The following is a 24,517-nucleotide window of genomic DNA, read 5'->3' as shown; positions in this document are numbered from 1 at the left end:
CGGCCATGACCACGCCCACCCCCCTCCCCGCCTCCGGCGACGGCTCCTTCATCACCCTCGACGGCCTGGAGAAGGTCTTCACCGTCCGCCGCAGGACCGGCCCCTTCCGCCGCGAGAAGAAGGAGGTCAGGGCCGTCGACGGGATCTCCTTCACCGTCGCGCGCGGCGAGATGGTCGGCTACATCGGCCCCAACGGCGCCGGGAAGTCCACCACCATCAAGATGCTCACCGGCATCCTCACCCCCAGCGGCGGCCGGCTCCGCGTCGCCGGCATCGACCCGGCGCGCGAGCGCACCCGCCTCGCCCGCCGCATCGGCGTCGTCTTCGGCCAGCGCACCACCCTCTGGTGGGACCTGCCGCTGCGCGACTCGTACCGCCTCGCCCACCGCATGTACCGCATCCCCGACGACCGCTACCGCGAGAACCTCGCCCGCTGCGTCGACCTCCTCGACCTCGGCGACCTCCTCGACGTGCCCGTACGCCAGCTCTCCCTCGGCCAGCGGATGCGCGGCGACATCGCCGCCGCCCTCCTGCACGACCCCGAGGTGCTCTACCTCGACGAGCCGACCATCGGCCTCGACGTCGTCTCCAAGGCCAGGGTCCGCGGCTTCCTCCGCGAACTGAACACCACCCGCGGCACCACCGTCCTGCTCACCACCCACGACCTCACCGACATCGAACAGCTCTGCTCGCGGGTCATGGTCATCGACCACGGCCGGCTCATGTACGACGGCGACCTCACCGGCCTCCACGAGGCCGGCGGCGGCGAACGGACCCTCGTCGTCGACCTCGCCCGCGAACTCCCCCCGATCGACGACGTCCCCGGCGCCCGCTTCGTCCGCGCCGACGGCCCCCGCCAGCACCTGGCCTTCCCCGCCGCCGCCTCGGCCGCCCCGCTGGTTGCCGCGGTCGCCGCCGCCTACCCGCTCGTCGACCTCTCGGTGCGGGAACCGGACATCGAGTCCGTCATCGCGAAGATGTACGGGGGAACTCACGAGGAGCGCCGGGAGTCCCTGAGGTAGGAGGTCGGACCATGGTGAGCTTCACGTACACGGCGGCGGACGAGGAGAAGAGCAGGGGCGTCCGCCGCATGAAGGCCCTGGCGACGGGACTGCTGGCCCTCGTCGCGCTGATCTACGCCCTGGCGACCTGGGCGAAGAACTCCGGCGCGGGCGCCTGGGCGGGGTACGTCGCCGCGGCGGCCGAGGCCGGCATGGTCGGCGCGCTCGCCGACTGGTTCGCCGTCACCGCCCTCTTCCGCCACCCCCTGGGCCTCCCCATCCCGCACACGGCCATCATCCCCACCAAGAAGGACCAGCTCGGCGCCTCCCTCGGCTCCTTCGTCGGCGAGAACTTCCTCTCCGCCGACGTCGTCCGGGGACGGCTCCGGGCCCTCGGGGTCGCCCGCCGCCTCGGCACCTGGCTCGCCGAACCCGCCCACGCCGACCGGGTCACCGCCGAGGCCGCGACCGCCCTGCGCGGCGCCCTCACCGTCCTGCGCGACGCCGACGTCCAGGCCGTCGTCGGCGAGGCCATCACCCGCCGCGCCGACCAGGCGGAGATCGCCCCCGGCCTCGGCAAGACCCTGGACCGCATGGTCACCGACGGCGCCCACCGCCGGGCCGTCGACCTGGTCTGCGCCCGCGCCCACGACTGGCTCGTCACCCACGGCGAGTCCGTCATGGACGCGGTGCAGGGCGGCGCCCCCGGCTGGACCCCGCGCTTCGTCGACCGGCGCATCGGCGAACGCGTCTACAAGGAACTCCTCCGCTTCGTCACCGAGATGCGGGACATGCCCGAGCACCCCGCCCGGGGCGCCATCGACCGCTTCCTCGCCGACTTCGCCACCGACCTCCAGGCCGACACCGACACCCGCGCCCGCGTCGAACGCCTCAAGTCCGAACTCCTCGCCCGCCCCGAGGTCCAGGACGTCATCGCCTCCGCCTGGGGCTCCGTCCGCGCCCTGATCCTCGCCGCCGCCGAGGACGACCGCAGCCAGCTCCGCCTGCGCGCCCGCACCTCCCTGATCGCCCTCGGCCGCCGCCTCTCCACCGACGAACGCCTCCAGACCAAGGTCGACGGCTGGCTGGAATCCGCCGTGACGTACGTGGTCACCACCTACCGCACCGAGATCACCTCGCTGATCACGGACACGGTGGCCGGCTGGGACGCCGAACAGACCTCGAAGAAGATCGAGGCCAACATCGGCCGCGACCTCCAGTTCATCCGCATCAACGGCACGGTCGTCGGCGCCCTCGCGGGCCTGGCGATCTACACGATCAGCCACGGCCTGGTCGGCTGACGCCCCGGGGACCGGCCGGGGCGCGTCGGCGGCGTCGGCGGCTTCGGGCTTTCCCGGCCGGTCCGCGCTCTCCTGACCGGTCCGGGCTTTCCTGGCTGGTCCCGGGCTTTTCCGGCCGCTCTGGGCTCTTCCGGCTGGTCCGGGGTGCCCCGGCTGCCTCGGGCGTCCTGGCCGGCCCTGGCCGTCCGGGGCTTCCCCGGCGGTCCCGGACATGCCGGGCTCCCCGGCCCCGGCCCCCGGCGGACAGCCCGCTCAGCCCTCCCGGCGCGTGACCGCCCAGGAAGCGGCGGCCATCGCCCCGGCCACTCCGAACACGGCCGGCCACGCCCCGACCTTCTTGGCCAGCGGATGCGACCCCCCGAACGCCGCCACGTACGCCGCCGACAGCCCCACGGCCGTCCCGGCCCCGCCCACCCGCCACCACTCCCGCGCCGCTACCCCACCGGCCACCGCCAGCACCACCCCACCGAGCGGCCTCTTCTTCGTCCACCGCGCGACGGCATAACCACCGACGAGCCCGACGGCGGCGACGGCGGAAGCGGGGGTCTGGGGCATGGGAGCCTTCTTTCGGTCGAAACGTGATGCTTCGAGCGTACGGGGCGCGGGCCGCACGCCCCCGGACGGGCTTCCGCCGGCCGCCTCAGCGCTCGGAGGCGTCCCGCCAGTAGTCCGCCAGCATCTCGCCTGGCCACGCGGGCTGGGCGACGGGCCCGCGCGGAAGCATCTCCCGGAACACGGCCACCAGATCGACTACCTGCGTCCCCTCGTCGGCGTCGAGGTCCGTCACGTGCAGATCGAGCCCCTCGACCCCGAGCAGCCGGGGGAAGGAGGTGGCGAGCCGGGCGGGCCGCCGGTGGTTGTGGTGCACGAAGGTCCCGGTCGGCCACGCCGGATCACGCGCTGGGGAACCGCGTGGGCCGCTTGCCCACCGTGAGCCGTATCCCCAGGACAGGCCAGCCGTTCACGAGTGCTGCAGATGGCCGAGGAGGGCCTGGAGATCGGCCGGGTCCATCCCCCACGGGGTGAGGTCCTCATCCGGGTCCGCCAGCTCCCGTACGACCGGATCATCGAGGATCTGGCCCATGAACTCCAGCTTGCGTCCGAGACGCTCGTGCACGATGCCGTCGATCGTTCCTTCGGCGACGAGTACCGTCACGTGGGTTTCCGTACCAGGGGCGAGTCCGAGCCGGTGTATCCGGTCCAGGCTCTGGAGGTAGCGGCCGGCCGCGAAATCACGGTCGAGGTAGACAGCGTCGTGACAGACGTGGTGGAGGCTGATTCCTTCGCCCAGTGTGGCTGGATTGGAGAGCAGCACCATGCAGTCCGGGTCCTCGCGGAACCTGCGGATCTGCTCCTCCCGGTCCGGGGTGGTGCCGTGGACCACCGCGGGGTGGAACGGGCCGAGAGAGGCCGCAAGAGTGGTCAGGTTCCTCACGAACGTCGACCAGACGAGTGTCTTCCGGCCTGCCTTGGCGTTCTCCGTCACGGTCCGCAGGACGGCCTCGTACTTCGGGGACAATTCGTAGTGCGGAAGCTCCCGCATGAGCTCCAGCAGGGGGAGGCCGGGGTCCGCCGGACGCCGGGCCGCGAAGACCGGCAGGGGCTGGTACCGGTCCGAGCCGGACTCCAGCAGGGCAGGGTTCGTACTGGCCATCATCAGGTACACAAGCACTTTGCCGAGCCGGGCGAACTCCTCCTGCTCGCGGTCCTGCAGATCGGTGAGCTGGTTCTTGAGCGCGGAGTAGAGACGGCGGTGCGCCTCGGGAAGCTGGACGTACTTCACCCGTATGTCCACGGGGGGGAGCTGGAGTTCGTTCTTGGTCGTCCTGGTGAAGAGGGGTCTCAGCACCCGGCTCGCGTGCGCGAGGTCCCCGCCCGCCACTGCCCGGTCCACGGCCCGCCGCCCATGACCGGGCCAGACGAACGAGAGGAGGCTCTCCAGGTCCTTGGCGCCGTTCGGAGCGGGGGTTCCGGTGAGGATGAGCCGGTGCGCGGCGAGTGGTCCCAGCGCCATGCAGCTGGCGCCGTACGTGCCCCGGACCCCGAGCTTCATCCGGTGGGCCTCGTCCAGGACCATGAGCGCCGGAGCGGCCGAGAGCCACTCGGCGAGCTGGGACTGCTGCCGGCTCAGCCTCTCGTAGTTGACGAGCAGGATCTCCGCCCCGCCGTCCTCCGAGCGCTGGAAGACACGGAGGACGGGAGGCACGGAGAAGCACGTGGCCGCTTCGTCGGTCCACGCCTCGTACGCGGACTTCGGGCTGACCACCAGAAGCCGCCTGACCTTGCCGGCCTGGCGGAGGGCCGCGTACACCGCGAGGGCGGTGCGGGTCTTGCCCGCGCCGGGGACGCTGAAGTTGGCTCCATGCGTGAGGGACAGCAGCTTCGCGATGTCGCGCTGCTGGAAACCGGTCAGCGGGGCCGTCCAGGAGGGACCGAGGAGCGACGGGACGTCAGAGGGAGCGATCTCTTCCTGTACCTGCTCGCCACGCTGTCCTGCCTCCAGCCGGGCTTCCACTGCCTGCGAATCCCGTACCGACCCTTCGGCGAGCGCCTTCAGACCGGGCGTGAAGACGACGCCTTGCGGGTCGTGCCAGTGGGTCAGCAGGGGCAACTGGGCGAGGAACTCTTCCAGGTCCACCTCGGCCGCCTGAGGGCCGCGCTGTCTTCCGCTGCCGTACCGGGCGACGAACCGGACAAGGTGCTCCTGGCCGTCAGCGAGGCTCCGGAACACCACCTTCGTGCGGGTCTCGTCGAAGCCGATCCTGAGCGAGGGTTCTTCGGTGACGTCCATGCTCAGTCCTCACTCGCCTTGATCAGCCAGCTGACACCCTCTCCCCGGGTGGTGACACCGCGGCTTGCCTGCCGGGCCAGTTTCGCGAGACTGCCCCGGACCCTGAGCAGCGCACTGTCGAAACTCGCCTCGTCGAGGCTGTTGCTTCCGAGTGCCTGCACCAGATCGCTCACGCTCTGGTCGATCGCCGCACGCGCGTCGTCGAGGCGCTCCGCAGTGGTCTGCCTGACCTTCCTGAGCCGGTCGTCACGTTCCGCCGCGTCCAGCGCGCGGCGCATCCCCTTGCGGGCGTCGATGATCTCGTGCCGGGCGGCCTCCCGCACGGTGTCCGGCATGCTGCGGGAGGACCAGGTGGCGCGGGCCCGGAGGATCTGGTCGGTCACGGCGCGGGCCCGGACGACCGGATCGGCGGGCGGGGCGACGGTGACGGCGAGACCGGGGATGGCGATCGCGGCCGGGCTCGTCGCACTGGAACCGGTGGCCTCGAACAGTGAGGGCAGGCTTTCCTCCAGGTAGTTCCCCTGGAAGTCCTCTCCGATGAAACGCGTCTTGGTCTTGGCGAAGTCCAGGAGGATGGCGGCGATCCGGTTCTCCTTGACCCGCTCAGCCTGTTCCTGGCTCGAAGCCCGCACCTTCTCGTAGTTGCGCTGCAGCTCCTTCAGGTTCTCCTGGTGGCCCTCGAAGTCCGCGAGGCTGAGCTGGGCGCCTTCCGGCGTAGTGCTGCGCTGGATCATGTCCCGGATCACTCCGAGGATCCAGCGCTCCTGCCGGAAGGTCCTGAGCTGGATGTGGAAGTCGCGGGCGATATCGGTGTCCGCACGGCCCATCAGCTCCTGTTCCTCCATCGCGATGAGCCGGTTGATGTAGGAGTAGTCGCGGCGCTTGTCCGGGCGCAGCTGAAGGGTCAGCTCGACCGCGTTGATGTCGTCCCAGGTGAAGGAACGGGGCAGGACGCCGACCCGGATCGACGTGCGGCCCAGCTGGCGCAGGGCTGCCGCACGCGTGTTGCCGTTCACGAGGATGCCCTCATGCGTCATGAGGCCGGGTTCCTGCTGCTCGACGGAGCGCAGGCTTTCCATCAGTGCTTCGAAGTCCGGATCCGTCTCGTCCGGGCTGGCGGGCCTCCCCTTGAGCAGCCGGTCGAGATATTCCTGGCTTTCCACGCTCCAGGGGTCTGATTTCAACCCGCGGGCGAGTTCGGGGTTGTGGTCGCGCTGGGCCCTGATGCGGTGTGTCGCCGGGTTGTAGTAGACGTCGCGCAGCGGCATGTCGATGACACCGACGTGGAGGGGACGGCCGTTCCACTCCACGGTGACGGTCTCGCTGACTCCCTCGCCTTCGGTGGACTCACTGAGCCGCTGCGCGACGAACTCGGCGTTCTCCAGGCCCTTCGGCGGAAGATCGAATGCCAGCATTCCCACGATTCTCCTCAACTCCGGGCCTCGGCCCGTTCTTCTTCCGGCTCGCCGTGACAGCGTGCTACGGCCGGCTGACCGCCGCGCGGACCGCCTCACGGGACTCAGCCGGCAGACTGCGGTACTCACCCCAGAGCCGCTCCATGGCGCTGAAGTCCCGGTGGTCCGCCGCCACCCACTGTGCGAAGAGCTCGCGCTCCACGCCGCTCATCTTCGCCAGTCGGCCGAGGACGTCCGTCACGTCGGTCTGCCGGCCCCGGCCGCCGATCCTGCACCGCCGGCACTCGATGACCAGCTCGACGACTGTGCCGCCCGGCTTCAGCACCTCGCGGCGGGCGATGTCCAGCTGGGCGGTCTCGACTCCGCCGTCGTATGCCTCGCCGGCGGCGATGCCGCACACCCGGCACAGGTGGTCGTCCCGGTCGAGGATCTCACGGCGCTGCGGGGCGCTGATGCCCGCGGCTGCCGGCTTCATCCGTGCCTGGCCGGGCTTCCAGACCTCGGCCCCCTGCTCGACGAACCGGTGCTCGTGCGGGGAGAGGGTGGGGTCCTCCCGGTTTGTGGCGATAACCCAGCCGTGCACGCGGAGGTCGCGCATACGGCGGTCGATCTGGGAGGTCTCCGGGAACGCCTCGCGCAGTTCCGTCTTGGTGAAGACCGAACCCACGCCGACCTCGGTGACGAGCCAGAGGGCGCAGCGGACCATGGTCCCCTGTGTGCTGGTCCGCCACGAGGGAATGTCAGTGTCCGCCACGATGATCTCCTTAAGGCTGACCGGGGTCTGCGTCCACACGTGGACGCCGGCACCCGGATCCGTGCGCCTTCCATTGGAAGGGGAGAGCGGCCAGCAGATCAAGCTGTCCCGGGTGTTTGCGGCTCAACGCAAACATGTGGGGCGCGGGCCGGCGGAAACGCAAACACCGGAAAGCGGATTCCGGGGCAGCGCAAACATCAGGATCGGCAGAACGGGCCGTTCCCTCTTGTGCTCACGCTTGATCACGGGAGACTGAACACTCGACAAATACGTCTGCCTCTGGAGGTTCGATGGCCGCTCTGGGCCAGGTACGGGAAACGTTCTGGGAACAGTGCACGCCCGCGAGCATCGCGTTCGCCCAAGGGTTCCGCGCGCTCGTCAACGGGATGACGTCCGACAAGCAGCACGTCCGCGCACAGCAGCTGGGCATTGCCCCCAGCACCTTGTCCAACTACTGGATCGGCCGCCGTATCCCCTGGCAGTCCAAGCTCCGCGCCCTTTTCAAGGCGGCGCGGAGGAACTCGGCCGGTGCCGCGCCGGTGACTTTGGCCGCCCTGGAGAGGCTCCGTTCGTACGCGCGGCTGAAGCAGTCCGGCCGCAATGCCCAGGAGGACCGCGATGCCTGCGCCGCGTCCGCCATCGGGGGACTGGCCGACGGGGCGCAGGCATCCGGGACGGACGCCCCGGACTCCGGCACCGTTCCGGCAGCGGGACCGGCGCAGGACCGGCGGAACTCCGGAAACACCAGCCCGCGGGAGAAACCGGCGGACCGGGAGGAGCCGGAGGCCGCGGAGACGACGCGTCCGGAGGGCGCCGAAAGCGGCACGGTGGGCGAAACCCTGGGAATCCTGCGGGCGGCCCGCGCGTCGGGGAACCTCAGGGAGCTCGTCGGTACGGCCTGGTCGGCCAGCAGGACCTTCAGCGAGGCCGATTTCTGCACCGCCGTGGCCGGACTCCAGGCCACCGGAGACACGGACCTGGCCGAAGCGCTGCTCCTCGCTGACGGACAGCGCGGCCCGGCCGCCACGACGCGGCTGGCCCTGGCCCTGATGGGCGCCGGTCTCGGAAGCTCCGCCGAACTCGTCATGCGCGCCAGCCTTCCCGCGGAGGCCAGCCTGGAGCGGTAACCGACAGCCCTCGGGGCATTTCCGAAGAACACCGGTACGGGGTGGGGACGAAGTCGTCGCTCCGGTCTCTGTGGCGCCCGGATCCGGACCGCCTCTTCTGCTCACGTCGCACAGGAGTCCCTTCATGCTGCACATTTCGCTGGCCTTGATCGTCGGAATCGGCTTCAGCGTCTTCTTCGCGTTCGCTGTCGCCGTCTCCGCCTTCGCGCTCTCCAGGGGGGAGGGGCAGACGGTATCCGCCTCGGTCCGGTGGGGAGCCGCTGCCTTCGCCGGCACGCTCACGCTCGGCATCCTGCTCCTCACCCTGATCAGGGGGACGGCGGGTTAGCCGTCCTGCGGACGCCGCATGAGGAGTACGCCCCCGACTCGCCCGGGGAGCGGTCAGCCGCTGGTGCCCGATGCCGCACACTTATGTGGGCGCTGTTTACCAGTGGGGCACGTATGCCATCGCCCGCTGTGAGCGGGGCGCTCTGTCAGTGGGGTCTGTCACCCTCTGTGATGGCTGGCGGCACAAGGCGCCAGCCGGGGTTCGCGTACGAAGGAGGGTGCATGGCCAGCACTGAATCAGAGTTCACCTCGATCGAGATCTGTGCTGGAGCCGGCGGACAGGCCATCGGTCTGCACCGTGCCGGTTTCCGGCACCTCGCGCTCGTGGAGATCGACAAGCACGCCAGGGAGACGCTGAGGCGGAACATCGAGGCGCGGCCGGACTGGGCCTGGGAGCTGCGCCACTGTGATCTCAGCCACTCGGACGTGAAGGAGTTCGAGCCTCTCAAGGACGTCAGCCGGGGCGGATCCCCGATCCAGCCCGGCGAGCTGGACCTCCTGGCCGGCGGCGTGCCGTGCCCTCCGTTCTCCCATGCCGGGAAGCAGCTCGGCAGGGACGACGAGAGGGACCTCTTTCCGCGCATGCTCGATCTCGTGGGACAGCTCAAGCCCCGGGCGGTCATGATTGAAAACGTGCGGGGCATTCTGGACCCCAAGTTCGAGGACTACCGGGACTACATCAAGGCCAGGCTTGAAGGCGGTTCGTACCGAGAGGAAGACGGAACCGTCGTCACCGAACGGGGGATGAATTACCGGGTCTGCCACTGGGGCCTCCTGGAAGCCAGCAACTTCGGGGTTCCGCAGCTCCGGCCGCGCGCGATTCTCGTCGCCATCCGGCAGGACGTCCAGGAGGACGTGAAGTACGAATGGCCGGTACCGACGCACGAGGAGCCGCTCAGCGTCGCGGAGGCTCTGAGGGAATCGATGGAGGCGCGGTACGCCGCCCACTATGGCGGTGCCCGTGAGAGGGAAGCGAAGGACGCCTTGGAGAGGTGGTACCAGAAGGCGTCGGATCGGCACGCGGAGCTCAGGGCCAAGGGCAGCGCCGGCATCGCCCCCACGCTCGTGGGCGGCTCCAAGAAGCACGGCGGTGCTGACCTCGGCCCGAGCAGGGCCAAGGCGGCCTGGAAGCAGCTGGGCGTGTCGGGCCTCGGAGTCGCCAACGACGCTGAGACCGCGGAGAAGAAGAACTCCGCGGATCGTGATCTTTTCGGTTCTGGCGGTCCGATGCTGACGGTCGAGCAGGCCGCGATCATCCAGGGGTTCCCGAGCGACTGGATCTTCGACGGGGGCAAGACGGCTCAGTACCGGCAGGTAGGCAACGCCTTCCCGCCGCCGGTCGCTGAGGCCGTGGGCCGCTCGATCATGGAGGTCCTGAAAGCAGCCCGGGAGCGGGACGCGCGGCGGTCCTGATCAGGGTGTTTCCGTGTCCGTGTCCGTGTCCTTTTCCGGCTTCTGGGCGCGGGCACGGAGCTTCTCCACTTCGGCGGCGATCAGGGCGGCGCACTCGCCGGGCTCATCGTGCTCCCAGAACCGGAGGACGGTCCATCCCTCTTCCTTGAGCCGTGCGTTGGTGTCGAGGTCCCGCGCCATGTTGCCGGCAACCTTGTCGGACCAGTAACCGGGGTTCGTCCTCGGCGGCACGTAATGCTCGGGACATCCGTGCCAGTAGCAGCCGTCGATGAAGACGGCGACCTTCACCGGCCGGAAGACGATGTCCGCGGTCCGCCGGAGACCGGGAAGGGGCCTGGCGGCGACGCGGTACCTCAGGCCCTGGGCGTGCAGAAGCCGCCGGACCAGCTGCTCAGGCTGTGTGTCGCGGCTTCGGATGGCCTGCATGTTCCGGCGCCGTGCGGCAGAGGACGCCCATGACCCCTCAGGCGGAGCCCAGTCACTGATGGGAGCCTCCCCTTTTCTTCGTACAGGAGCTTCTTTCATCTCTTTTGTATCCTATGAGGATTTCGCTTTGGCCGAAGGGAGGACGGGGGCTTTCGTGACCTTGTCGTTCTTGTTCGAAACCCTCCACAATTCTCCTTCGATGCGTGCCCGGTGCCCCTGGAAGTCGCCATTCGCTTGTGTCACGCGCGCGCTGACGAACTCGCCCTCCCCCGGGGCGGGAAGACCTAGCTGGACCGCTATCTCCTGATGCGACTGGGAGTCGCCCATGATGATGATTCCCTCGCCTTGGAGAGCCGATCTGGCTCCTCCGTTCCCCCGGACTCTTTTCATGTAGTCCTTCTGCTGGGCGACCGTGCGTACAACGTTGCGGCCGATTCTCCGCCCTTGGTACCTGCGGAACAGTTCGTTGAGCTTCGACTGCCCCGAACCGGCGGCGAAGACCGCTTCCCGGTCGGCGGGGTCCATGTGGAGCAGGGCGTTCACCGGAAGCTCCTCTCCGTGCCACAACCACAGGATCCTGCTCCGGTGCTCTGCCTTGATGGTCAGCTTCTTGTCCCGGTTGTTCCCTTGGTTGAGCCAGCGCTCATCGATGCGCAGCAGCCCCGCACTCCACTCGCTCCTGTAATCGTCAGCCCACACCAGCAGGCAGAGGTGGCCCAGGGCCTCCGGAGGGATCATCCAGCTGCCGAAACGCTGGGAGTACTTGCAGTCCACTTCGATGCCGGAGATCCGGTAGTCCATGTCGACGCCGTCATCGAATGCGAACTCGCGCTGCAGGTTGATCTCGACGAGTGTTCCCGCATGGGTCTTCTCGGTTTTGAAGAGCGTTTCCCAGTCGTAGCGTCCGGTGACTTCTCCGTTGAGCAGCTGGTCGATCGTGTCCCGGAGGACTCTGGCGAAGCGCAGGCCTCCGGGGTCGAGCCGGGTCAGCCGCTGGTAGACCGCGGCCAGTTCCGGGTCTTCGTTCAGGAGCGTCTGTTCGCGGACGCTGACCGCAGCGGTCGCACTGTGGTGGAAGAAGGGAAGCATCAACAGGACTCCTGTCCGGTCGGGTCTATGGCGTGGAGAGGCCCGGCCCGGTCACGAGCCGTCTTGTGAGTTCGACCGTTTCGCCTGGTAGCGGAGCAGCCGGAGAGAGGAATCGTTCGCCGCGGCGGGCGGGATCACCGTGAAGGCGAGCATGACCCGTGAGGGGTCGGCCACTCCGTCCGGAGCTGCCGCACGGAGTCCGGCGTCGTCAGTGACCTCCACAGCCGCGTAGAGCAGGACGACCCCCGTACGGCTTCCCACCACGAGCGGTCCTGGAGCCGACGGGCCTTCCGCGCCGGCGTCATCGATGAGCTGCTGGGCCCACCTGCGGTGCTCAAGACCTGAGATTCGTCCGAAGGCGACCTTGTTCAGCTGGCGGTTACGACGGACGAGAGAAGCCGGCCCGTGGCCCAGGATGCGGCCTTCCACCCGGCGGCTCGATGTGGTCTGCGGGGCGACGACCAGCCAGTCGTCGACGGTGGCGAGTGACCCGTCGAGTTGCGCGAGGTAGTTGAGATGAGGGGTGAAATGGTTGTCGCCTTCCCACTCCAGCTGGCTCAGCACGCTGATCAGGTCTGCGTGCGCCACGACGGCCGTCGTGGCCTGGAAGGTACGTGTGAGCGGACTGCTGCTGTCCGGGGGGAGGGCCAGGGTGACGGGAGCGGCGTTGAAAACGGGCAGCAGGGGGCGCCAGCGTTCGGCGTTCCGGGCGGTCCGCTCCGGGCTCCGGGGGTACGCGGCCGGCTCGATGGGCTTCCCGGGGGAGCGGATCTCGACGAGTTCGGAATTGAACATCTTGTTCCGCGCTGACGGCTTGATCAGCGCCAGATGCTGTGAGACCAGCGGCAGCATCCGTTCAGGCGTGAGCTGGGGTTCGCCGTCGATCACCGTGGCGTACTGTGCGAGCTGGCTCCGGAACACCTCTTCGTCCTGGCAGATGGCCTCGAACGCCTCGTACAGATCGAGCGTCTTGTCCTTGCCGTAGGGCTCCTCACGGCCGATGTACAGACGCACCAGGTCGCGGTACTGGTCACGGAAGCCGAACCAGCGGCCCATCTGCATCAGGGTGTCCGCCTGCTGCGTCTTGCGCCGGTAGTACGTCACGGTGAGGCCTTCAACGGTGAATCCACGGGAGAGCTTGGTGCCGCCCACGAGGATCTTCCACACGTTGCGGGTGCGGTCGAAGTCGAGATCGACCTGCTCGTAGTCGCGCTCCTTGTCCCCGTTGACGATGATGACCGGGTTGTTTCCCGAGCTGATGAGCTGACGCGCCCGGCTGATGTGAGGCCGGAGCGCCTCGTAGGATGCCGGGACCTGTGCGCCTTCCGAACGGGCGTCGCAGACCGGTTTGAAATCCTCTTCGAACAGCTTGGCCAGCCGCTCGTGAGCCGCGCTGCTGCCGTACGACTCGTGCCACATCGCATTCAGCCGCTGGGCCAGCGCGGTGTGATCCGCCATCCGCACCGAATCGTGGACGAGCATGGTGTGGTGGCGGTACTTGCTTTCGGACACGCCCTGATGGCGGATGCGGTAGAGCTTGAGCGCGCCAGAGAGGACGAACGCGTCCATGGCCTCGAGCAGCCGGTCGTCAGGCCCGTCGTAGATGCCGCGGACGTGCGCCTTCTCCTGGGAGTTAGCGAAGGTGCGTTCCCTGGAAGGAATGGCCGAGTCAAGGTCGTGGAAGTCCTGGACACCCATGTAGCCGATGGGACGGGGCAGGGAGATGAGGAAGTCTCTCGGGAAGATGTCCGTCGTGTCGTCCGGGTCGACGAAGACGTTGGCGAAGGGCGTGGCCGTGTAGCCGACGTACTGGGCCCGGGGGAGCAGCTGGAGCAGATGGGAGATCAGTCGGTTGATGGTGGTACGGGACTCCTCTCCTTCGGTCCGTTTCGCAGGGTTGTTCGTGTTCACCGAGGCCTGGTCGGACTCGTCGTCGATGATCAGAACGGGGAGTTCGCCGAGGATGCTGCCGACGCGCTTGAGGTCTTGGACCAAGCTCGCGAGGACGTCCTTGTTCTTCTTCACCACCATGACGCGGGCTGCCGAAGGGTGCAGGTTTACCGGGTCGTGCAGGGCCCGGGCGGGATCGGTCTTCGGGATGTCCAGCGCGCTGATGCCCTGGCCCAGGCCCCGGTAGTCGTCGTCGCGCGTCGTCAGCCGCTCGATATCGAAGGCCCCGCGGTGAGAAGGCCGCCCGCCGTGCGAGACGAACTTGGCGGGCCAGTCCTCATCGTCCTGGTAGTCGACGCCGATCAGGCTGTCGATGTCATCGGGGCTGATGCCCCGCAGGATGTTCTCCCTGCCGATCAGTTCCATGTCCAGGCGGCGCTGGGTCTGGCCGCGCAGCAGGTTGAGCGTGCCGCCGAGGACGATGACCAGCCGGTATCCGGCGTCCACTGCCTTGGCGATGACCCCGGTGAAGTTGGCGGTCTTGCCGGACTGGACGTAGCCGACCACCAGGCCGCGCGCGCTGTAGGCGTCGTCGCGGGTGGGGTCCGACAGCCGTTCCACCACGCCGTGCGAAGCCTGGTCGAGGCTGGCGATGGCGGCCTCGCTCCACCCCTTGCCGCGGAGGACCCTCTCGTAGGCCGACCAGTAGAACGAACGGGCGGCGCCTTTCTCCCTGGTGTACCAGGGCGTGAAGCCCCGGCTGAGCACCACTGGCTTGGGCGCGGTGATCAGGGGAACAGCGGTGTCCAGCGCTTTGCGCAGCTCTTCGCCGAAGCCGAGCCGGGCGTAGGTGTCGGCGCGCCGCTGCTCGGTTCCTGCCTGGCTGGCCGACCAGGTCGCCGTCTCCACGGTGTCCCAGAATGTCAGCTTCTGCTTCCACAGGGCGGTGAACTCGGGCTGCCCCGCCATGAGGAGGCCGCGGAACTCCTCCAGGGCTCCGTCAGCGGGCTCTTCTAGGTCGGATACCGCAAAGGCGATCTTGGTGAAGTCCTTCGGCTCCCGGCTCATCGCGCCCAGGACATCGATATGCAGATTCAGCAGGTCGTCATTCACCGGGCGTCTTCCTCTCCGCGGGAGATCTCGCACTGGGCGGCGGTCAGCAGAACGCTGTTCCACAGGGCCATCTCATCGTCTCGCTGCGCGCTTGACCGGCCCATGCGGAAGTTCTTCTCCAGCATCAGGTAGAGCATCGCCTTGAGTGTGGGGGCATCGTTCGATCCGGTCCGGCGCCCTGCGCTGAACGCCTGGCGGAACTCCTTGTTCAGCCGGACGACGTGGTCTTCGCGGTCGATGTCGAAGAAGACCCCGGCCGGCAGGGCTTCCCAGCGAAAGGTGATGGGGTCTTCGCTCTCCAGCGTGGGAAGCTCGTCGCGGAGCGTCCGCTTCAGCTTGGGGTCGACCCCCTTCCCGGGCGGGATGACTTCCTTGCGCTGGACCTCGGTGGACCGGCGTGCGGCATCCCGGTAGGTCCCCTCCGCCTCCCTCAGGTACTGCACGAACGTGCCGCCGTTGGTGTCCGTCGCTTTCTCCAGCCCGCGGGCGAACGCCGGGGTGACGTTGACCCCGTCCTTCTTCACGGTGAGTGAGAAGACCCTGTTGGGCTGGGAGGGGAGGTCGATGGCGATGCGTGCGAGGTTGTGGTGTGTCTCGGCGCTGCGGGTTCCGTTCCAGCCGCCCGCTTGCACCAGACGGTCGTTCCGGTAGATGTAGAAGCCCTGGCGCTCGGCGCGGGGGCCGATGCCTCGATAGGCGACGAGCAGGGACTTCGGCGGCCAGATGTGGGCCGTCAGCTTCAGGGGGCCGACTCCTTCGACCGGCGCCGTGTAGGTGCGGGGGAAGCCTGCACGGCCGGGGAGGCGGTAGCCGAAGGGGTCGATCGCTTCGATGCCCCGGTGATCGAGTTCCTCCTGGGTCCGCACGTCCTCCACGACGATGTCGATGTGGAAGTCGTCCCGGTTCAGGAAACGGTGCAGGTACAGGCCGAGGTGGGTTTCCAGCCGCTCAATCATCTCGTTCTGGAACCGGTCGGTCTGGCCCGTGGTCACGGTCTCGAAAGCGCGCACCTCGTCCCAGCGGACGATCGTGCCATGCCAGCCGATCACGCCGTCGTAGCGGTCGACGAGATCCTGGCAGTACCGGGAGTCGACGATGTCGCAGGTGAAGTCCTGGTGCGCATGGGCGGTCAGCCACCGCCGCCCCGCCGAAGGGCTGCGCTTGGTGCGGCTGACAACGGTCAGGGCGCTCGCGTGCGACAGGGAAGCCGCCTTCAGCCCGGCCCCGAAGTGTCCCAGAGCGCTGTCCGTGTACTTCTGCTGTCCGCCCACGGTCATGGCGATGTCCAGGGCATCGTCGTCCATGCCCTGCCCGTCATCGATGACGAGCAGGCTGACGAGCCGGCCACCGTCCCGGAGGAAGCTCACCACGACGTTCTTCGCGCCCGCGTCGATCGAGTTGTCGACGAGGTCAGCGATGGCGGCTTCGAAGCTGTAACCCTGATGGGTCAGGGACTCCACGTAGCGGGCGGCGGGCGGAAGCCGTTTGCTCCCGCTCGTGGGCACATCGAACTGCCACTCAGAACCAGACTCGTAGGCCAATTGGTTTTCCTCATGCGCAGGACTGACCTGGGCATGGGAAGCGGCCAGTCGGACAGCAACGTGACACACGCGACGTTACTCCAGCCGGCTGACACGACGCGAGAAAGCCCCTGATTCAGGGGCAGAGGATCACTCCGCCCCGTGGCACTCCCCATAAGCCCTCTCCGAGCCGCACCAGCAGTCCTCCGGTGGGAGAGGGGGCCAGGGGAGGGCGCGGGCTCGGGCGGCGAGGGTGGTGGCGTATTGGGGGAGGAGGGCGGGGGTGGAGGGGTGGGTGGCTTCGGAGGCGGCGAAGGCTTCGTAGGAGGGGACGGTGGCGCGGACGATGCCGAGGTTGGGGGTGCCGGCGGCGGCGAGTTCGCGGAGGGACGCCTCGATGTCCGTCAGGTGGGCGGTGTAGGTGGGGTACTCGGTCTCCAGGGGCGGGTAGGCGGCGAGGAGTTCGGTCAGCTCGCGTTCCGGCCAGTGGAGGACGGCCACCGGGAAGGGGCGGGAGAGGGCGGTGCGGTAGGTGCCGAGTTCGGAGCGGAGGCGGGCGATCTCGGCCTGGAGTTCGGCGGGGTCGGAGGAGCCGAGGGACCAGAGGCGCTTCGGGTCGTGGAGTTCGTCGAGGGGGACCGTGCCGGTGTGGAGGCGGTCGGCGCGGGTGTCCCAGGCGTCGTGGTCCAGGGCCAGCATGCGGCGGACGCGGTGGCGGGTGGCGAGGAGGGAGCGGGTGGCGTGCGGGAGCTCCCCGGCGGGGTCGGCGAGGAGGCCGGCCGCCTCGGTGAGGGTGGCTTCGGCCGCTTCCAGTTCGTCGTGGGCCTCCAGCGTCTCCGCGACGATCTCCCACGGGGCGGCGTCGGCCGGGCGGGAGCGCCGTACGCCGTCGATGATGGCCCTGGCCTCGGCCTCGTGCCCGTACTCCCACAGGTTCGCGGCCTTGAGGGCGCGGATCAGGTGCGGGGCGGCGGGGGTGCCGGCGAGGAGCTCGTCGTAGAGCGCGGTCGCGCCGGGGCGGTCGCCCGCCAGTTCCCGGTGGGCGGCGGCCCGGAGGAGCAGCGGCTCCCGGTCCCCGGGGTACCGGGCTGCGGTGCGCAGCAGTCGCTCGGCTTCGGTGGTGTGGGCGGCGGGCGTGTCGGGGCGCATGGCGTCCACCGTACTGCGGTACGCCCCTGGAGAGTTGGCGCCGCAGCCCTTATCGTGCCGGGCGTGCGGGGCAGGGGACGGGAACGGGTGCCGGTGGTGGTCCAGGCGCGCGCGGGGCGCCATGGGCTCGCCCGCGTGCTCTGGGTGGGTGCCGAGACCGTCGTCACCTGCGGTGTTCTGATCCTCCTCCTCGTCGTCCACCAGCTGTGGTGGACCAACGAGCAGGCGCGTGCCGAGGCCGGTGAGCGGGTGCGGGTCCTGGAGCGGGAGTGGGAGATCTCTCCCGGTGGGTCTGGTGAGCCCGGTGGGGCCGGCGGCGCCGGTGGGACCGAGGGGAGTGGGGAGAGCGGGGGGAGCGGGGGGACGGGCGGGGTGCCCTCGCCGTCCGTGCCGCCCGAGGGGCGTGGGGGGCCGCCCGCCGCCGGGGCGAAGGGGCCGCCGGTCTCCGGGGACACCTTCGCGGTGCTCCGCATCCCCCGGCTCGGGCTGACCGTCCCCGTCGCCCAGGGCATCTCCAAGCGGGACGTCCTCGACAAGGGGTACGTCGGCCACTACCCGGGTACCGCCGCCCCCGGCCGGCCCGGGAACGTCGCGCTCGCCGGGCACCGGAACACCCACGGCGAGCCCTTCCGGTACGTCGACCGGCTGCGGAAGGGCGACGAGATCACGCTGCGGACCCGGGAGGGCACGTACACCTACCGCGTCGACCAGATCCTCCCGGTCACCTCGCCGCGCGACACCGGCGTCATCCAGCCCGTGCCCCGGTCGATCGTCAAGCCCTCGTACGGGTACTCCCGCCCCGGCTCCTACCTCACCCTCACCACCTGCACCCCCGAGTTCACCTCCCGCTACCGGCTCATCGTCTGGGCGACGCTGCGACGGTGACGACGGCGCCCGCCAGCGCCAGGCCCGCCGAGGCCAGCAGGGCCCGGTCCGCGCCGCCCGCCGACAGGGCGAGCGCCAGGGCGACGCCGGCCGCCGAGCCGATGTACCGGGCCGTGTTGTTGGCCCCGGAGCCCATCGCCGCCCGCTCCGGCGGCACCGAGTCGACCGCGAGCCGGGGCAGCGCCGCGTTCAGCAGGCCGCTGCCCGCGCCCGCCACCACCATCGCGAGGACCAGCCGGGGCCACGGCACGGCGGGGGAGCCGACCGTCCCGAGGAGGCCGAGGACGCCCGCCGCCGACAGGACGAAACCGAGCGCGAGCTGGTACGGGGCGGGGACCCGGCCCGCGAGCCTGCGGGCCTGGAGCGCCACCGCGAACGCCGTCCCCGACCACAGCGCGAACGGCCACGCCGCCGCCGGCGGCGACAGCCCCGCCCCGCGCTGGAGCAGCGCCGGCACCACGCTGAACAGGCCGATCACGGCCAGGCCGGTGAAGAGCGCGCCCAGCGTCGCCGCCCGGAACTCCGGCCGCCGCAGCAGCCCCAGGTCGATCATCGGGTGCGCCACCCGCCGCTCGACCACGGCGAACAGGGCCGTGAGCACCGCCGACGCCGCCAGCAGCGCGCCGACCCACGGGTCCCGCCAGCCGTCCCGGCCCAGCGTCAGGCCGGTCAGCAGCGCGCCGAGCGCCAGCGCCAGCGCCACCGCCCCCGCCAGGTCCGGGCGGCCGGGCCCGGCGGGGGCGGCCGGGGGGCCCGCCGGGAGCGCGCGGGTGCCGGCGGCGGCCGTGACCAGGGCCGCCGCGCCCAGGACGACGAAGACCAGCCGCCAGTCCACCAGCGAGACCGCCCCCGCCAGCAGCGGGCCCAGCGCGATCCCGCCGCTCACCGACGCGCCCCACAGGCCGGTGGCCCGGATCCGGTCCCGGCCCGAGGGGTACGCGTCCGCCAGCAGGCCCAGGCTGCCCGCGAGGACCGCCGCGCTCGCCGCGCCCTGCGCGATCCGGGCCGCCGTGAAGAGCGCCGTCGAGCCCGCGAGCGCGCCGAGCAGCGTCGTCGCGCCCAGCGCCAGGGTGCCGAGCAGGAAGACCCGGCGCCGGCCGTGCGCGTCGGCCAGCGCGCCCGCCACCAGGAGCAGGGCGGCGAGGCCCAGCGGGGTGCCGTTGAGCAGCCACGCCTGCGCCGAGGCCGGGGTCCCGAAGGCGGCGGCCGTCGCCGGGAGGGTCTGCATGGGCGCCGTGTAGTTCATCAGGGCGAGGGCGGTGGCGGCGGCGGTGACCGCCAGGGTCGCCCTTCCGGCGGCGGAACCGGGGCCGGAACCAGAACCGGAATCCGGGCCTGCGCCGGAACCGGAACCGGGACGAGAACCGGGGCCCGGGCCCGTATCGCCGCCGGTCGTCGTCCTCGTACCCGCCGGGGTTCCTCCGAGGGGGCTGTCTGCGCGCACGGGGACCTCCACCCGCTCGACCGACTGTCAGTTCAGTGATTGAACCATGACTCTACCCGCTGGGTTCGGTGAATGAACCGATGAATGGGTACGCTGGCCCCATGGCCCTCGGCAAGGACTACGCCCACCAGCAGTGCTCCATCGCCCGCTCCCTCGAAGTCGTCGGCGAGCGCTGGACCCTCCTCGTCGTGCGCGACGCCTTCTACGGCGTCCGGCGCTACGGCGACTTCCTCGCCCACCTCGGCGCCCCCCGCGCCGTGCTCGCCGCCCGCCTCCAGGCCCTCGTCGACGCCGGGGTCCTCGACCGGCGGCGCTACCAGGAGTCCCCGCCGCGCGACGAGTACGTCCTCACCGAGGCCGGCCTCGCCCTCTGGCCCGTCCTGCGCGCCCTCGGCGCCTGGGGCCGGGACCGGATTCCCGGCACCCTCCCGATGCGCCGCTTCCACCACGCCGCCTGCGGCACCGAACTCGGCCCCGGCGGCGAGTGCCCCTCCGCCGGGTGCCCGTCCCACGGCCGGGCCGTGCCGCCCGCCGACATCGAGATGCGGCCCGGCGCCGGGCTCGACCCCGACCCCGCCGATCCGGTGAGCCGGGCCCTCCTGCGGCCCCGCCGCCTCCTCGTCCCGCTGGAGCACGAGCCGCCCGCCGGGAACTCTCCGGCCGCCCCGGTCGTCGTACCCGACGGACACTGAAAGGGCGGGGGCGGAGGCGCGGCGAGCGGGAGTCTGGTCCCGCGGTGACCCGCGCCTCCGCCCCCGTTTCCGTACCCCCGCGGCTTCCCGCCCCCTCCCGCGGCCGTCCCTTCCCGCCTCCGCAGGGCGCTCCCTCTCCGGTCCGCCCCCCTCCCGGTTACCCGTGCGTAGGGTCCGGTGGATGAACGGGGTCTTGCGGGCTGACCCGGAGTCTTGGACGATCGACCAATCCTCCGATGGCCGCACTCCATCGGCCGGGGCACCTCAGGGCCTCCCCTCCGGGCCCACCTCGACCACAGGGAGAAGACCATGAAGCTGCTGCGAGTCGGCCCGCCGGGCGCCGAGCGCCCCGCCCTCCTCGACGGCGACGGCACCCTCCGCGACCTGTCCGCCTTCACCGACGACGTCGACGGAACGCTGCTCTCGGACGCCGCCACCCTCGACCTGATCCGGGCCGCCGCGGGCGCCGGCGTGCTGCCGCCGCTCGGCGGCACCGGCGACCCGACGGGCCTGCGCGTCGGCCCGCCGGTCGGGCGGATCGGCAAGGTCGTGTGCATCGGGCTGAACTACCACGGGCACGCCGCCGAGACCGGGCAGGCGGTCCCCACCGAGCCGGTCGTCTTCCTCAAGGCCGCCGACACGGTCGTCGGCCCCGACGACACCGTGCTCGTCCCGCGCGGTTCGGTGAAGACGGACTGGGAGGTCGAGCTGGCCGTCGTCATCGGCCGGACCGCCCGCTACCTGGAGACCGACGAGGAGGCCCTCGCGCACGTCGCCGGGTACGCGGTCGCGCACGACGTCTCGGAGCGCGAGTTCCAGATCGAGCGCGGCGGCACCTGGGACAAGGGCAAGAACTGCGAGACCTTCAACCCGCTGGGGCCCTGGCTGGTCACGGCCGACGAGGTCCCCGACCCGCAGGACCTGACCCTGCGGCTGTGGGTCAACGGCGAACCGCGGCAGGAGGGCCACACCTCCGACCAGATCTTCCCGGTGGCCGAGGTCGTCCGGTACGTCAGCCGGTTCATGACGCTGTACCCCGGCGACGTCATCAACACCGGCACGCCCGCCGGTGTCGCCATGGGGCAGCCGGAGCCCAAGCCGTACCTCCGGCCCGGTGACGTCGTCGAGCTGGAGGTCGAGGGTCTGGGCCGCCAGCGGCAGGAGCTCAAGGGCGCCTGACGGCGCGTCCGGAGCGCCCGGTGGCGCGCCCCCCGGTGTCCGGAGGTACGCCCGAAGCGTCCGACGACGCGTCCGAATGTGGCGGCGCCCCGCGTGGGGCGTCGCCATTTGCGTCCTTTTTTCTGCATATTGCGGCTTATGGAATCTCCGAAGCGCGCAGCCGTTCCCCATCGCAGGTCACGCCTGGCCCTCTCCGCCGCCACCGCCGTCCTCGGCGCGGGCACGCTCGTCGGCGTCCTCTCCGTCGCCGGTGCCGCCGATCCGCTCCCCGGCGGCCTCGGCCCCTGCGTGCCCGGCAACTGCCCGGGTACGTACCCCGACATCAACAACGGCCCGGTGCAGTGGCGCGACAACGGGATCAACGTCTTCGTCGGCGGCGACTTCCTGGTCCGCGAGGCCGCGGCCGAGGCGGAGGGCAAGGTCGTCGTCCTCGGCGGCTTCGACCAGAACAAGCGCGAGGGCGCGTCCGCCGTCTACAACGTGGGCGTCGCGGGCGTCGGTTCGCGCGTCCCGCCCGAGAACGGCACCGACTTCCTCAGCGTCGGCAAGGACCTCACGGTCGCCGCCGGGCAGCGCGTCCTCACCGAGGAGGGCACGGTCACCGGCACGACCCGGTACGCGGGCGCCCTCAGCGGCACCGTCGTCCCCGACCCCGTCCAGGACGACGCCGCCGTCACCCCGTACACCGCCCTGCGCGGCCAGCTCACCGACGCCAGCCAGTGCTACGCGTACGTCTCCGGCGCCTCCCGCACCCCCACCGGCACGGCCGTCAACGCCGGGTACGAGACCCTCTTCACCGGCGACGGGACCTCCGCGCTCCAGGTCTTCACCGTCGACTTCGACATGGAGACGGCGAGCGGCGGCCCGCAGAACATCCGCTTCGAGAACATCCCCGACACCGCGACGGTGCTGGTCAACGTCCTCGGCGCGGAGCGGACCATCGACAGCTACATCGACGGCCTCCCGGGCCTGCGCGACCGGCTGCTGTGGAACTTCCCGGACGCGACGCGGGTGAAGTTCGAGGGCGGCGCGCAGTTCGCGGGCAGCGTCCTCGTCGGCAACCAGGCCAGTACGACGACGATCACCATGCCCGGCATGAACGGCCGGTTCTTCACCACCGGCAACCTGACCCACGCCTCGGAGCCGGGCGGCGGCGGAGGCCAGGAGATCCACAACTACCCGTTCAACGGCGACCTCCCGTCCTGCACGGAGCCGACCACGCCGACGCCGACGCCCACGGAGACGACGCCGACCCCGACGGAGCCGACGCCGACCGAGACCACCCCCACACCGACCGAGCCGACGCCGACGGAGACGACTCCCACGCCGACGGAGCCGACCCCCACCGAGACGACGCCGACGCCGACCGAGCCGACGCCGACGGAGACCACCCCGACTCCCACCGAGCCGACGCCGACCGAGACCACCCCCACGCCGACCGAGCCGACGCCGACGGAGACGACTCCGACTCCCACGGAGCCGACCCCCACCGAGACGACGCCGACCCCGACGGAGCCGACGCCGACGGAGACCACTCCGACCCCCACGGAGCCGACTCCCACGGAGACCACCCCGACTCCCACCGAGCCGACCCCCACCGAGACGACGCCGACGCCGACCGAGCCGACTCCTACCGAGACCACCCCCACCCCCACCCCGACCGGTTCCTCCGACGGGGGGACGACCGGTGGGTACGGTGACGACGGGGGCTACGGCGACGACGGCGGGTACGGCGGGGACAGCGGCGGCGGTCACGGGCCGCAGGGCGGCATGGGGGCCCAGCTCCCCGAGACCGGTTCCGGCACCGGGAAGACCGTCATGGGCGTGACCGCGGCCCTGCTCGCCGCGGGCGGCGGCCTCCTCGTGGCCGTCAGCCGCCGGCGCCGCCGCTCGGGCGGGGCAGCCTGACGGTGACGCCCTCGCGCGCGGACCGCTTCGCCGCCTCCAGGACCTCCAGGGCGGCGGCGGCCTCGCGCGCGGTGACCGGGTTCGGGCCGTCGCCCCGCACGGCGGCGGCCACGGCCGCGTAGAAGGCCGGGTAGTCCCCCGGCACCGGCTCGACGGGAGTCCCGCCGCCGGTCAGCGGGGACTCCCCGGCGCCGACCCGGCCCCACGGCGCCCCGGGGTCCACGCCCCAGGCGGTGCCGGGGCCGGGGCGCAGGCCCGCGCGCAGCGCCGCCTCCTGCGGGTCGAGTCCGTACGTGACGAAGCCCGCGCGCTCCCCGAGCACCCGGAACCTCGGCCCCAACTGGGCGGCGGTGGAGCTCACGTACAGGTGCGAGCGGACCCCGTTCGCGTGGGTGACGGCGAGGAAGGTGTCGTCGTCGGCCTCCGCGCCGGGGCGGCGCACGTCCGACTCGGCGTAGACGGAGACCGCCGGGCCGAAGAGGACCAGCGCCTGGTCGACGACGTGGCTGCCCAGGTCGTACAGGAGGCCGCCGATCTCCTCCGGCGCCCCGGACTCGCGCCAGCCGCCCTTCGGCCGGGGCCGCCAGCGCTCGAAGCGGGACTCGAAGCGCCGCACCTCGCCGAGCCCGTCCGCGTCGAGCAGACGGCGCAGGGTGAGGAAGTCGCTGTCCCAGCGGCGGTTCTGGAAGGCGGAGAGCAGCAGCCCGCGCCGCTCGGCGAGGTCCGCGAGGCCGCGCGCCTCGGCGGCGGTCGCGGCGAGCGGCTTGTCGACGACCACCGGGAGGCCGGCCTCCAGGGCGGCGGTGGCGAGCGGGACGTGGGTCTTGTTGGGGGAGGCGACGACGATCAGGTCGAGGGGTTCCGCGCCGGGGGCCCACAGGTCCTCGGGGCGGGGGAGGACCCGCACCCCGGGGTGCGCGGCCCGTGCCCCGGCGGCCCGTTCGGGATCGCCGGTGGTGACGGCGGCGAGTGTCAGGCCGTCACAGGCGGCGATCAGCGGCGCGTGGAAGACGGAGCCCGCGAGGCCGTAGCCGACGAGCCCGACGCGGAGGGGAGCGGGCGTCCGGGGAGCAGCAGTCATGCACCGCACTTA

20 protein-coding genes and 1 pseudogene are annotated in these 24,517 nt (G+C 71.0%); 9 read left to right on the top strand and 12 right to left on the bottom strand.

Going from position 1 to position 24,517, the window contains the following annotated elements; all coding sequences use genetic code 11:
* Positions 1–5 precede the first annotated feature (5 nt).
* Positions 6–1,022, top strand: a complete 1,017-nt coding sequence (locus tag IE219_RS05675) for an ABC transporter ATP-binding protein (protein WP_189975395.1) — start codon at positions 6–8, stop codon at positions 1,020–1,022.
* A gap of 11 nt (positions 1,023–1,033) precedes the next feature.
* Positions 1,034–2,302: a DUF445 domain-containing protein gene (locus IE219_RS05670; RefSeq protein ID WP_189975394.1), complete on the top strand. Its 1,269-nt coding sequence runs from the start codon at positions 1,034–1,036 to the stop codon at positions 2,300–2,302.
* A 252-nt stretch (positions 2,303–2,554) separates the two neighbouring features.
* Here the strand turns inward: IE219_RS05670 and IE219_RS05665 are convergent, their stop codons facing one another.
* From IE219_RS05665 to IE219_RS05645, 5 genes and pseudogenes are all read right to left on the bottom strand, one after another.
* Positions 2,555–2,857, bottom strand: a complete 303-nt coding sequence (locus tag IE219_RS05665; RefSeq protein WP_189975393.1) for a hypothetical protein — start codon at positions 2,855–2,857, stop codon at positions 2,555–2,557.
* A gap of 85 nt (positions 2,858–2,942) precedes the next feature.
* Positions 2,943–3,209, bottom strand: a pseudogene (locus tag IE219_RS05660) (S-adenosylmethionine-dependent methyltransferase); the annotation flags it as partial.
* Between the two features lie 54 nt (positions 3,210–3,263).
* Positions 3,264–5,093: a DEAD/DEAH box helicase gene (locus IE219_RS05655; RefSeq protein ID WP_189975392.1), complete on the bottom strand. Its 1,830-nt coding sequence runs from the start codon at positions 5,091–5,093 to the stop codon at positions 3,264–3,266.
* Between the two features lie 2 nt (positions 5,094–5,095).
* The gene (locus IE219_RS05650; RefSeq protein WP_189975391.1) at positions 5,096–6,508 is read right to left on the bottom strand and encodes a ParB N-terminal domain-containing protein; all 1,413 of its coding nucleotides are present in this window, start codon (positions 6,506–6,508) and stop codon (positions 5,096–5,098) included.
* Positions 6,509–6,572: 64 nt separating this feature from the next.
* Positions 6,573–7,262, bottom strand: a complete 690-nt coding sequence (locus IE219_RS05645; RefSeq protein WP_373298768.1) for a KpnI family restriction enzyme N-terminal domain-containing protein — start codon at positions 7,260–7,262, stop codon at positions 6,573–6,575.
* A 290-nt stretch (positions 7,263–7,552) separates the two neighbouring features.
* Here IE219_RS05645 and IE219_RS05640 point away from each other — a divergent pair, with 290 nt between their 5' ends.
* The 3 genes from IE219_RS05640 (at position 7,553) to IE219_RS05630 (ending at position 10,129) form a co-directional block, all read left to right on the top strand.
* Entirely contained in the window at positions 7,553–8,389 is an 837-nt protein-coding gene (locus IE219_RS05640; RefSeq protein WP_189975390.1) for a hypothetical protein, read from the top strand.
* A gap of 124 nt (positions 8,390–8,513) precedes the next feature.
* Positions 8,514–8,717, top strand: coding sequence for a hypothetical protein (locus tag IE219_RS05635; protein ID WP_189975389.1), 204 nt, complete (start codon positions 8,514–8,516; stop codon positions 8,715–8,717).
* A gap of 221 nt (positions 8,718–8,938) precedes the next feature.
* The gene (locus IE219_RS05630) at positions 8,939–10,129 is read left to right on the top strand and encodes a DNA cytosine methyltransferase (RefSeq protein ID WP_189975388.1); all 1,191 of its coding nucleotides are present in this window, start codon (positions 8,939–8,941) and stop codon (positions 10,127–10,129) included.
* On the opposite strand, the gene IE219_RS05625 is transcribed toward IE219_RS05630, so the two are convergent.
* From IE219_RS05625 to IE219_RS05605, 5 genes are all read right to left on the bottom strand, one after another.
* The gene (locus IE219_RS05625; protein ID WP_189975387.1) at positions 10,130–10,654 is read right to left on the bottom strand and encodes a very short patch repair endonuclease; all 525 of its coding nucleotides are present in this window, start codon (positions 10,652–10,654) and stop codon (positions 10,130–10,132) included.
* Between the two features lie 12 nt (positions 10,655–10,666).
* Positions 10,667–11,644 carry a NaeI family type II restriction endonuclease gene (locus IE219_RS05620; RefSeq protein WP_189975386.1) on the bottom strand — a complete coding sequence of 326 codons (978 nt, stop codon included), beginning with the start codon at positions 11,642–11,644 and terminating at the stop codon, positions 10,667–10,669.
* A 51-nt stretch (positions 11,645–11,695) separates the two neighbouring features.
* Positions 11,696–14,647 (bottom strand): Z1 domain-containing protein, encoded by a 2,952-nt coding sequence (locus IE219_RS05615; protein WP_189975385.1) that lies wholly within the window; start codon positions 14,645–14,647, stop codon positions 11,696–11,698.
* Positions 14,644–16,188 (bottom strand): ATP-binding protein, encoded by a 1,545-nt coding sequence (locus IE219_RS05610; RefSeq protein WP_189975384.1) that lies wholly within the window; start codon positions 16,186–16,188, stop codon positions 14,644–14,646. Before IE219_RS05610 ends, IE219_RS05615 begins: the two co-directional genes overlap by 4 nt.
* Before the next feature lie 129 nt (positions 16,189–16,317).
* On the bottom strand, positions 16,318–17,316 hold the full coding sequence (locus IE219_RS05605) for an SEC-C domain-containing protein (RefSeq protein ID WP_189975383.1): 999 nt from the start codon (positions 17,314–17,316) through the stop codon (positions 16,318–16,320).
* Between the two features lie 63 nt (positions 17,317–17,379).
* Here IE219_RS05605 and IE219_RS05600 point away from each other — a divergent pair, with 63 nt between their 5' ends.
* On the top strand, positions 17,380–18,201 hold the full coding sequence (locus tag IE219_RS05600; protein WP_189975382.1) for a class E sortase: 822 nt from the start codon (positions 17,380–17,382) through the stop codon (positions 18,199–18,201).
* Here IE219_RS05600 and IE219_RS05595 read toward each other — a convergent pair.
* The gene (locus tag IE219_RS05595; protein WP_229849623.1) at positions 18,173–19,483 is read right to left on the bottom strand and encodes an MFS transporter; all 1,311 of its coding nucleotides are present in this window, start codon (positions 19,481–19,483) and stop codon (positions 18,173–18,175) included. The genes IE219_RS05600 and IE219_RS05595 overlap by 29 nt on opposite strands.
* Positions 19,484–19,746: 263 nt before the next feature.
* Here IE219_RS05595 and IE219_RS05590 point away from each other — a divergent pair, with 263 nt between their 5' ends.
* From IE219_RS05590 to IE219_RS05580, 3 genes are all read left to right on the top strand, one after another.
* Positions 19,747–20,337 carry a winged helix-turn-helix transcriptional regulator gene (locus IE219_RS05590; protein WP_189975380.1) on the top strand — a complete coding sequence of 197 codons (591 nt, stop codon included), beginning with the start codon at positions 19,747–19,749 and terminating at the stop codon, positions 20,335–20,337.
* A gap of 309 nt (positions 20,338–20,646) precedes the next feature.
* Positions 20,647–21,516, top strand: a complete 870-nt coding sequence (locus IE219_RS05585) for a fumarylacetoacetate hydrolase family protein (protein ID WP_189975379.1) — start codon at positions 20,647–20,649, stop codon at positions 21,514–21,516.
* Between the two features lie 138 nt (positions 21,517–21,654).
* Entirely contained in the window at positions 21,655–23,424 is a 1,770-nt protein-coding gene (locus IE219_RS05580) for a choice-of-anchor A family protein (RefSeq protein WP_189975378.1), read from the top strand.
* On the opposite strand, the gene IE219_RS05575 is transcribed toward IE219_RS05580, so the two are convergent.
* Positions 23,387–24,505, bottom strand: coding sequence for a Gfo/Idh/MocA family oxidoreductase (locus IE219_RS05575; protein WP_189975377.1), 1,119 nt, complete (start codon positions 24,503–24,505; stop codon positions 23,387–23,389). The two genes, IE219_RS05580 and IE219_RS05575, sit on opposite strands and share 38 nt — an antisense overlap.
* Between the last annotated feature and the right edge of the window lie 12 nt (positions 24,506–24,517).

The sequence above is a fragment of the Streptomyces termitum genome (genome assembly GCF_014650175.1).
Classification (GTDB): Bacteria; Actinomycetota; Actinomycetes; order Streptomycetales; family Streptomycetaceae; genus Streptomyces; species Streptomyces termitum.
This window is presented reverse-complemented; position numbering and strand designations above follow the sequence as displayed.

Excerpts from the sequence above, each read along its gene's own strand:
- IE219_RS05675 (WP_189975395.1), top strand. The coding sequence starts at position 6 with ATGACCACGCCCACCCCCCTCCCCGCCTCCGGCGACGGCTCCTTCATC.
- IE219_RS05670 (WP_189975394.1), top strand. The coding sequence starts at position 1,034 with ATGGTGAGCTTCACGTACACGGCGGCGGACGAGGAGAAGAGCAGGGGC.
- IE219_RS05665 (WP_189975393.1), bottom strand. The coding sequence starts at position 2,857 with ATGCCCCAGACCCCCGCTTCCGCCGTCGCCGCCGTCGGGCTCGTCGGT.
- IE219_RS05655 (WP_189975392.1), bottom strand. The coding sequence starts at position 5,093 with ATGGACGTCACCGAAGAACCCTCGCTCAGGATCGGCTTCGACGAGACC.
- IE219_RS05650 (WP_189975391.1), bottom strand. The coding sequence starts at position 6,508 with ATGCTGGCATTCGATCTTCCGCCGAAGGGCCTGGAGAACGCCGAGTTC.
- IE219_RS05640 (WP_189975390.1), top strand. The coding sequence starts at position 7,553 with ATGGCCGCTCTGGGCCAGGTACGGGAAACGTTCTGGGAACAGTGCACG.
- IE219_RS05635 (WP_189975389.1), top strand. The coding sequence starts at position 8,514 with ATGCTGCACATTTCGCTGGCCTTGATCGTCGGAATCGGCTTCAGCGTC.
- IE219_RS05630 (WP_189975388.1), top strand. The coding sequence starts at position 8,939 with ATGGCCAGCACTGAATCAGAGTTCACCTCGATCGAGATCTGTGCTGGA.
- IE219_RS05625 (WP_189975387.1), bottom strand. The coding sequence starts at position 10,654 with ATGAAAGAAGCTCCTGTACGAAGAAAAGGGGAGGCTCCCATCAGTGAC.
- IE219_RS05620 (WP_189975386.1), bottom strand. The coding sequence starts at position 11,644 with ATGCTTCCCTTCTTCCACCACAGTGCGACCGCTGCGGTCAGCGTCCGC.
- IE219_RS05605 (WP_189975383.1), bottom strand. The coding sequence starts at position 17,316 with ATGCGCCCCGACACGCCCGCCGCCCACACCACCGAAGCCGAGCGACTG.
- IE219_RS05590 (WP_189975380.1), top strand. The coding sequence starts at position 19,747 with ATGGCCCTCGGCAAGGACTACGCCCACCAGCAGTGCTCCATCGCCCGC.
- IE219_RS05585 (WP_189975379.1), top strand. The coding sequence starts at position 20,647 with ATGAAGCTGCTGCGAGTCGGCCCGCCGGGCGCCGAGCGCCCCGCCCTC.
- IE219_RS05580 (WP_189975378.1), top strand. The coding sequence starts at position 21,655 with ATGGAATCTCCGAAGCGCGCAGCCGTTCCCCATCGCAGGTCACGCCTG.
- IE219_RS05575 (WP_189975377.1), bottom strand. The coding sequence starts at position 24,505 with ATGACTGCTGCTCCCCGGACGCCCGCTCCCCTCCGCGTCGGGCTCGTC.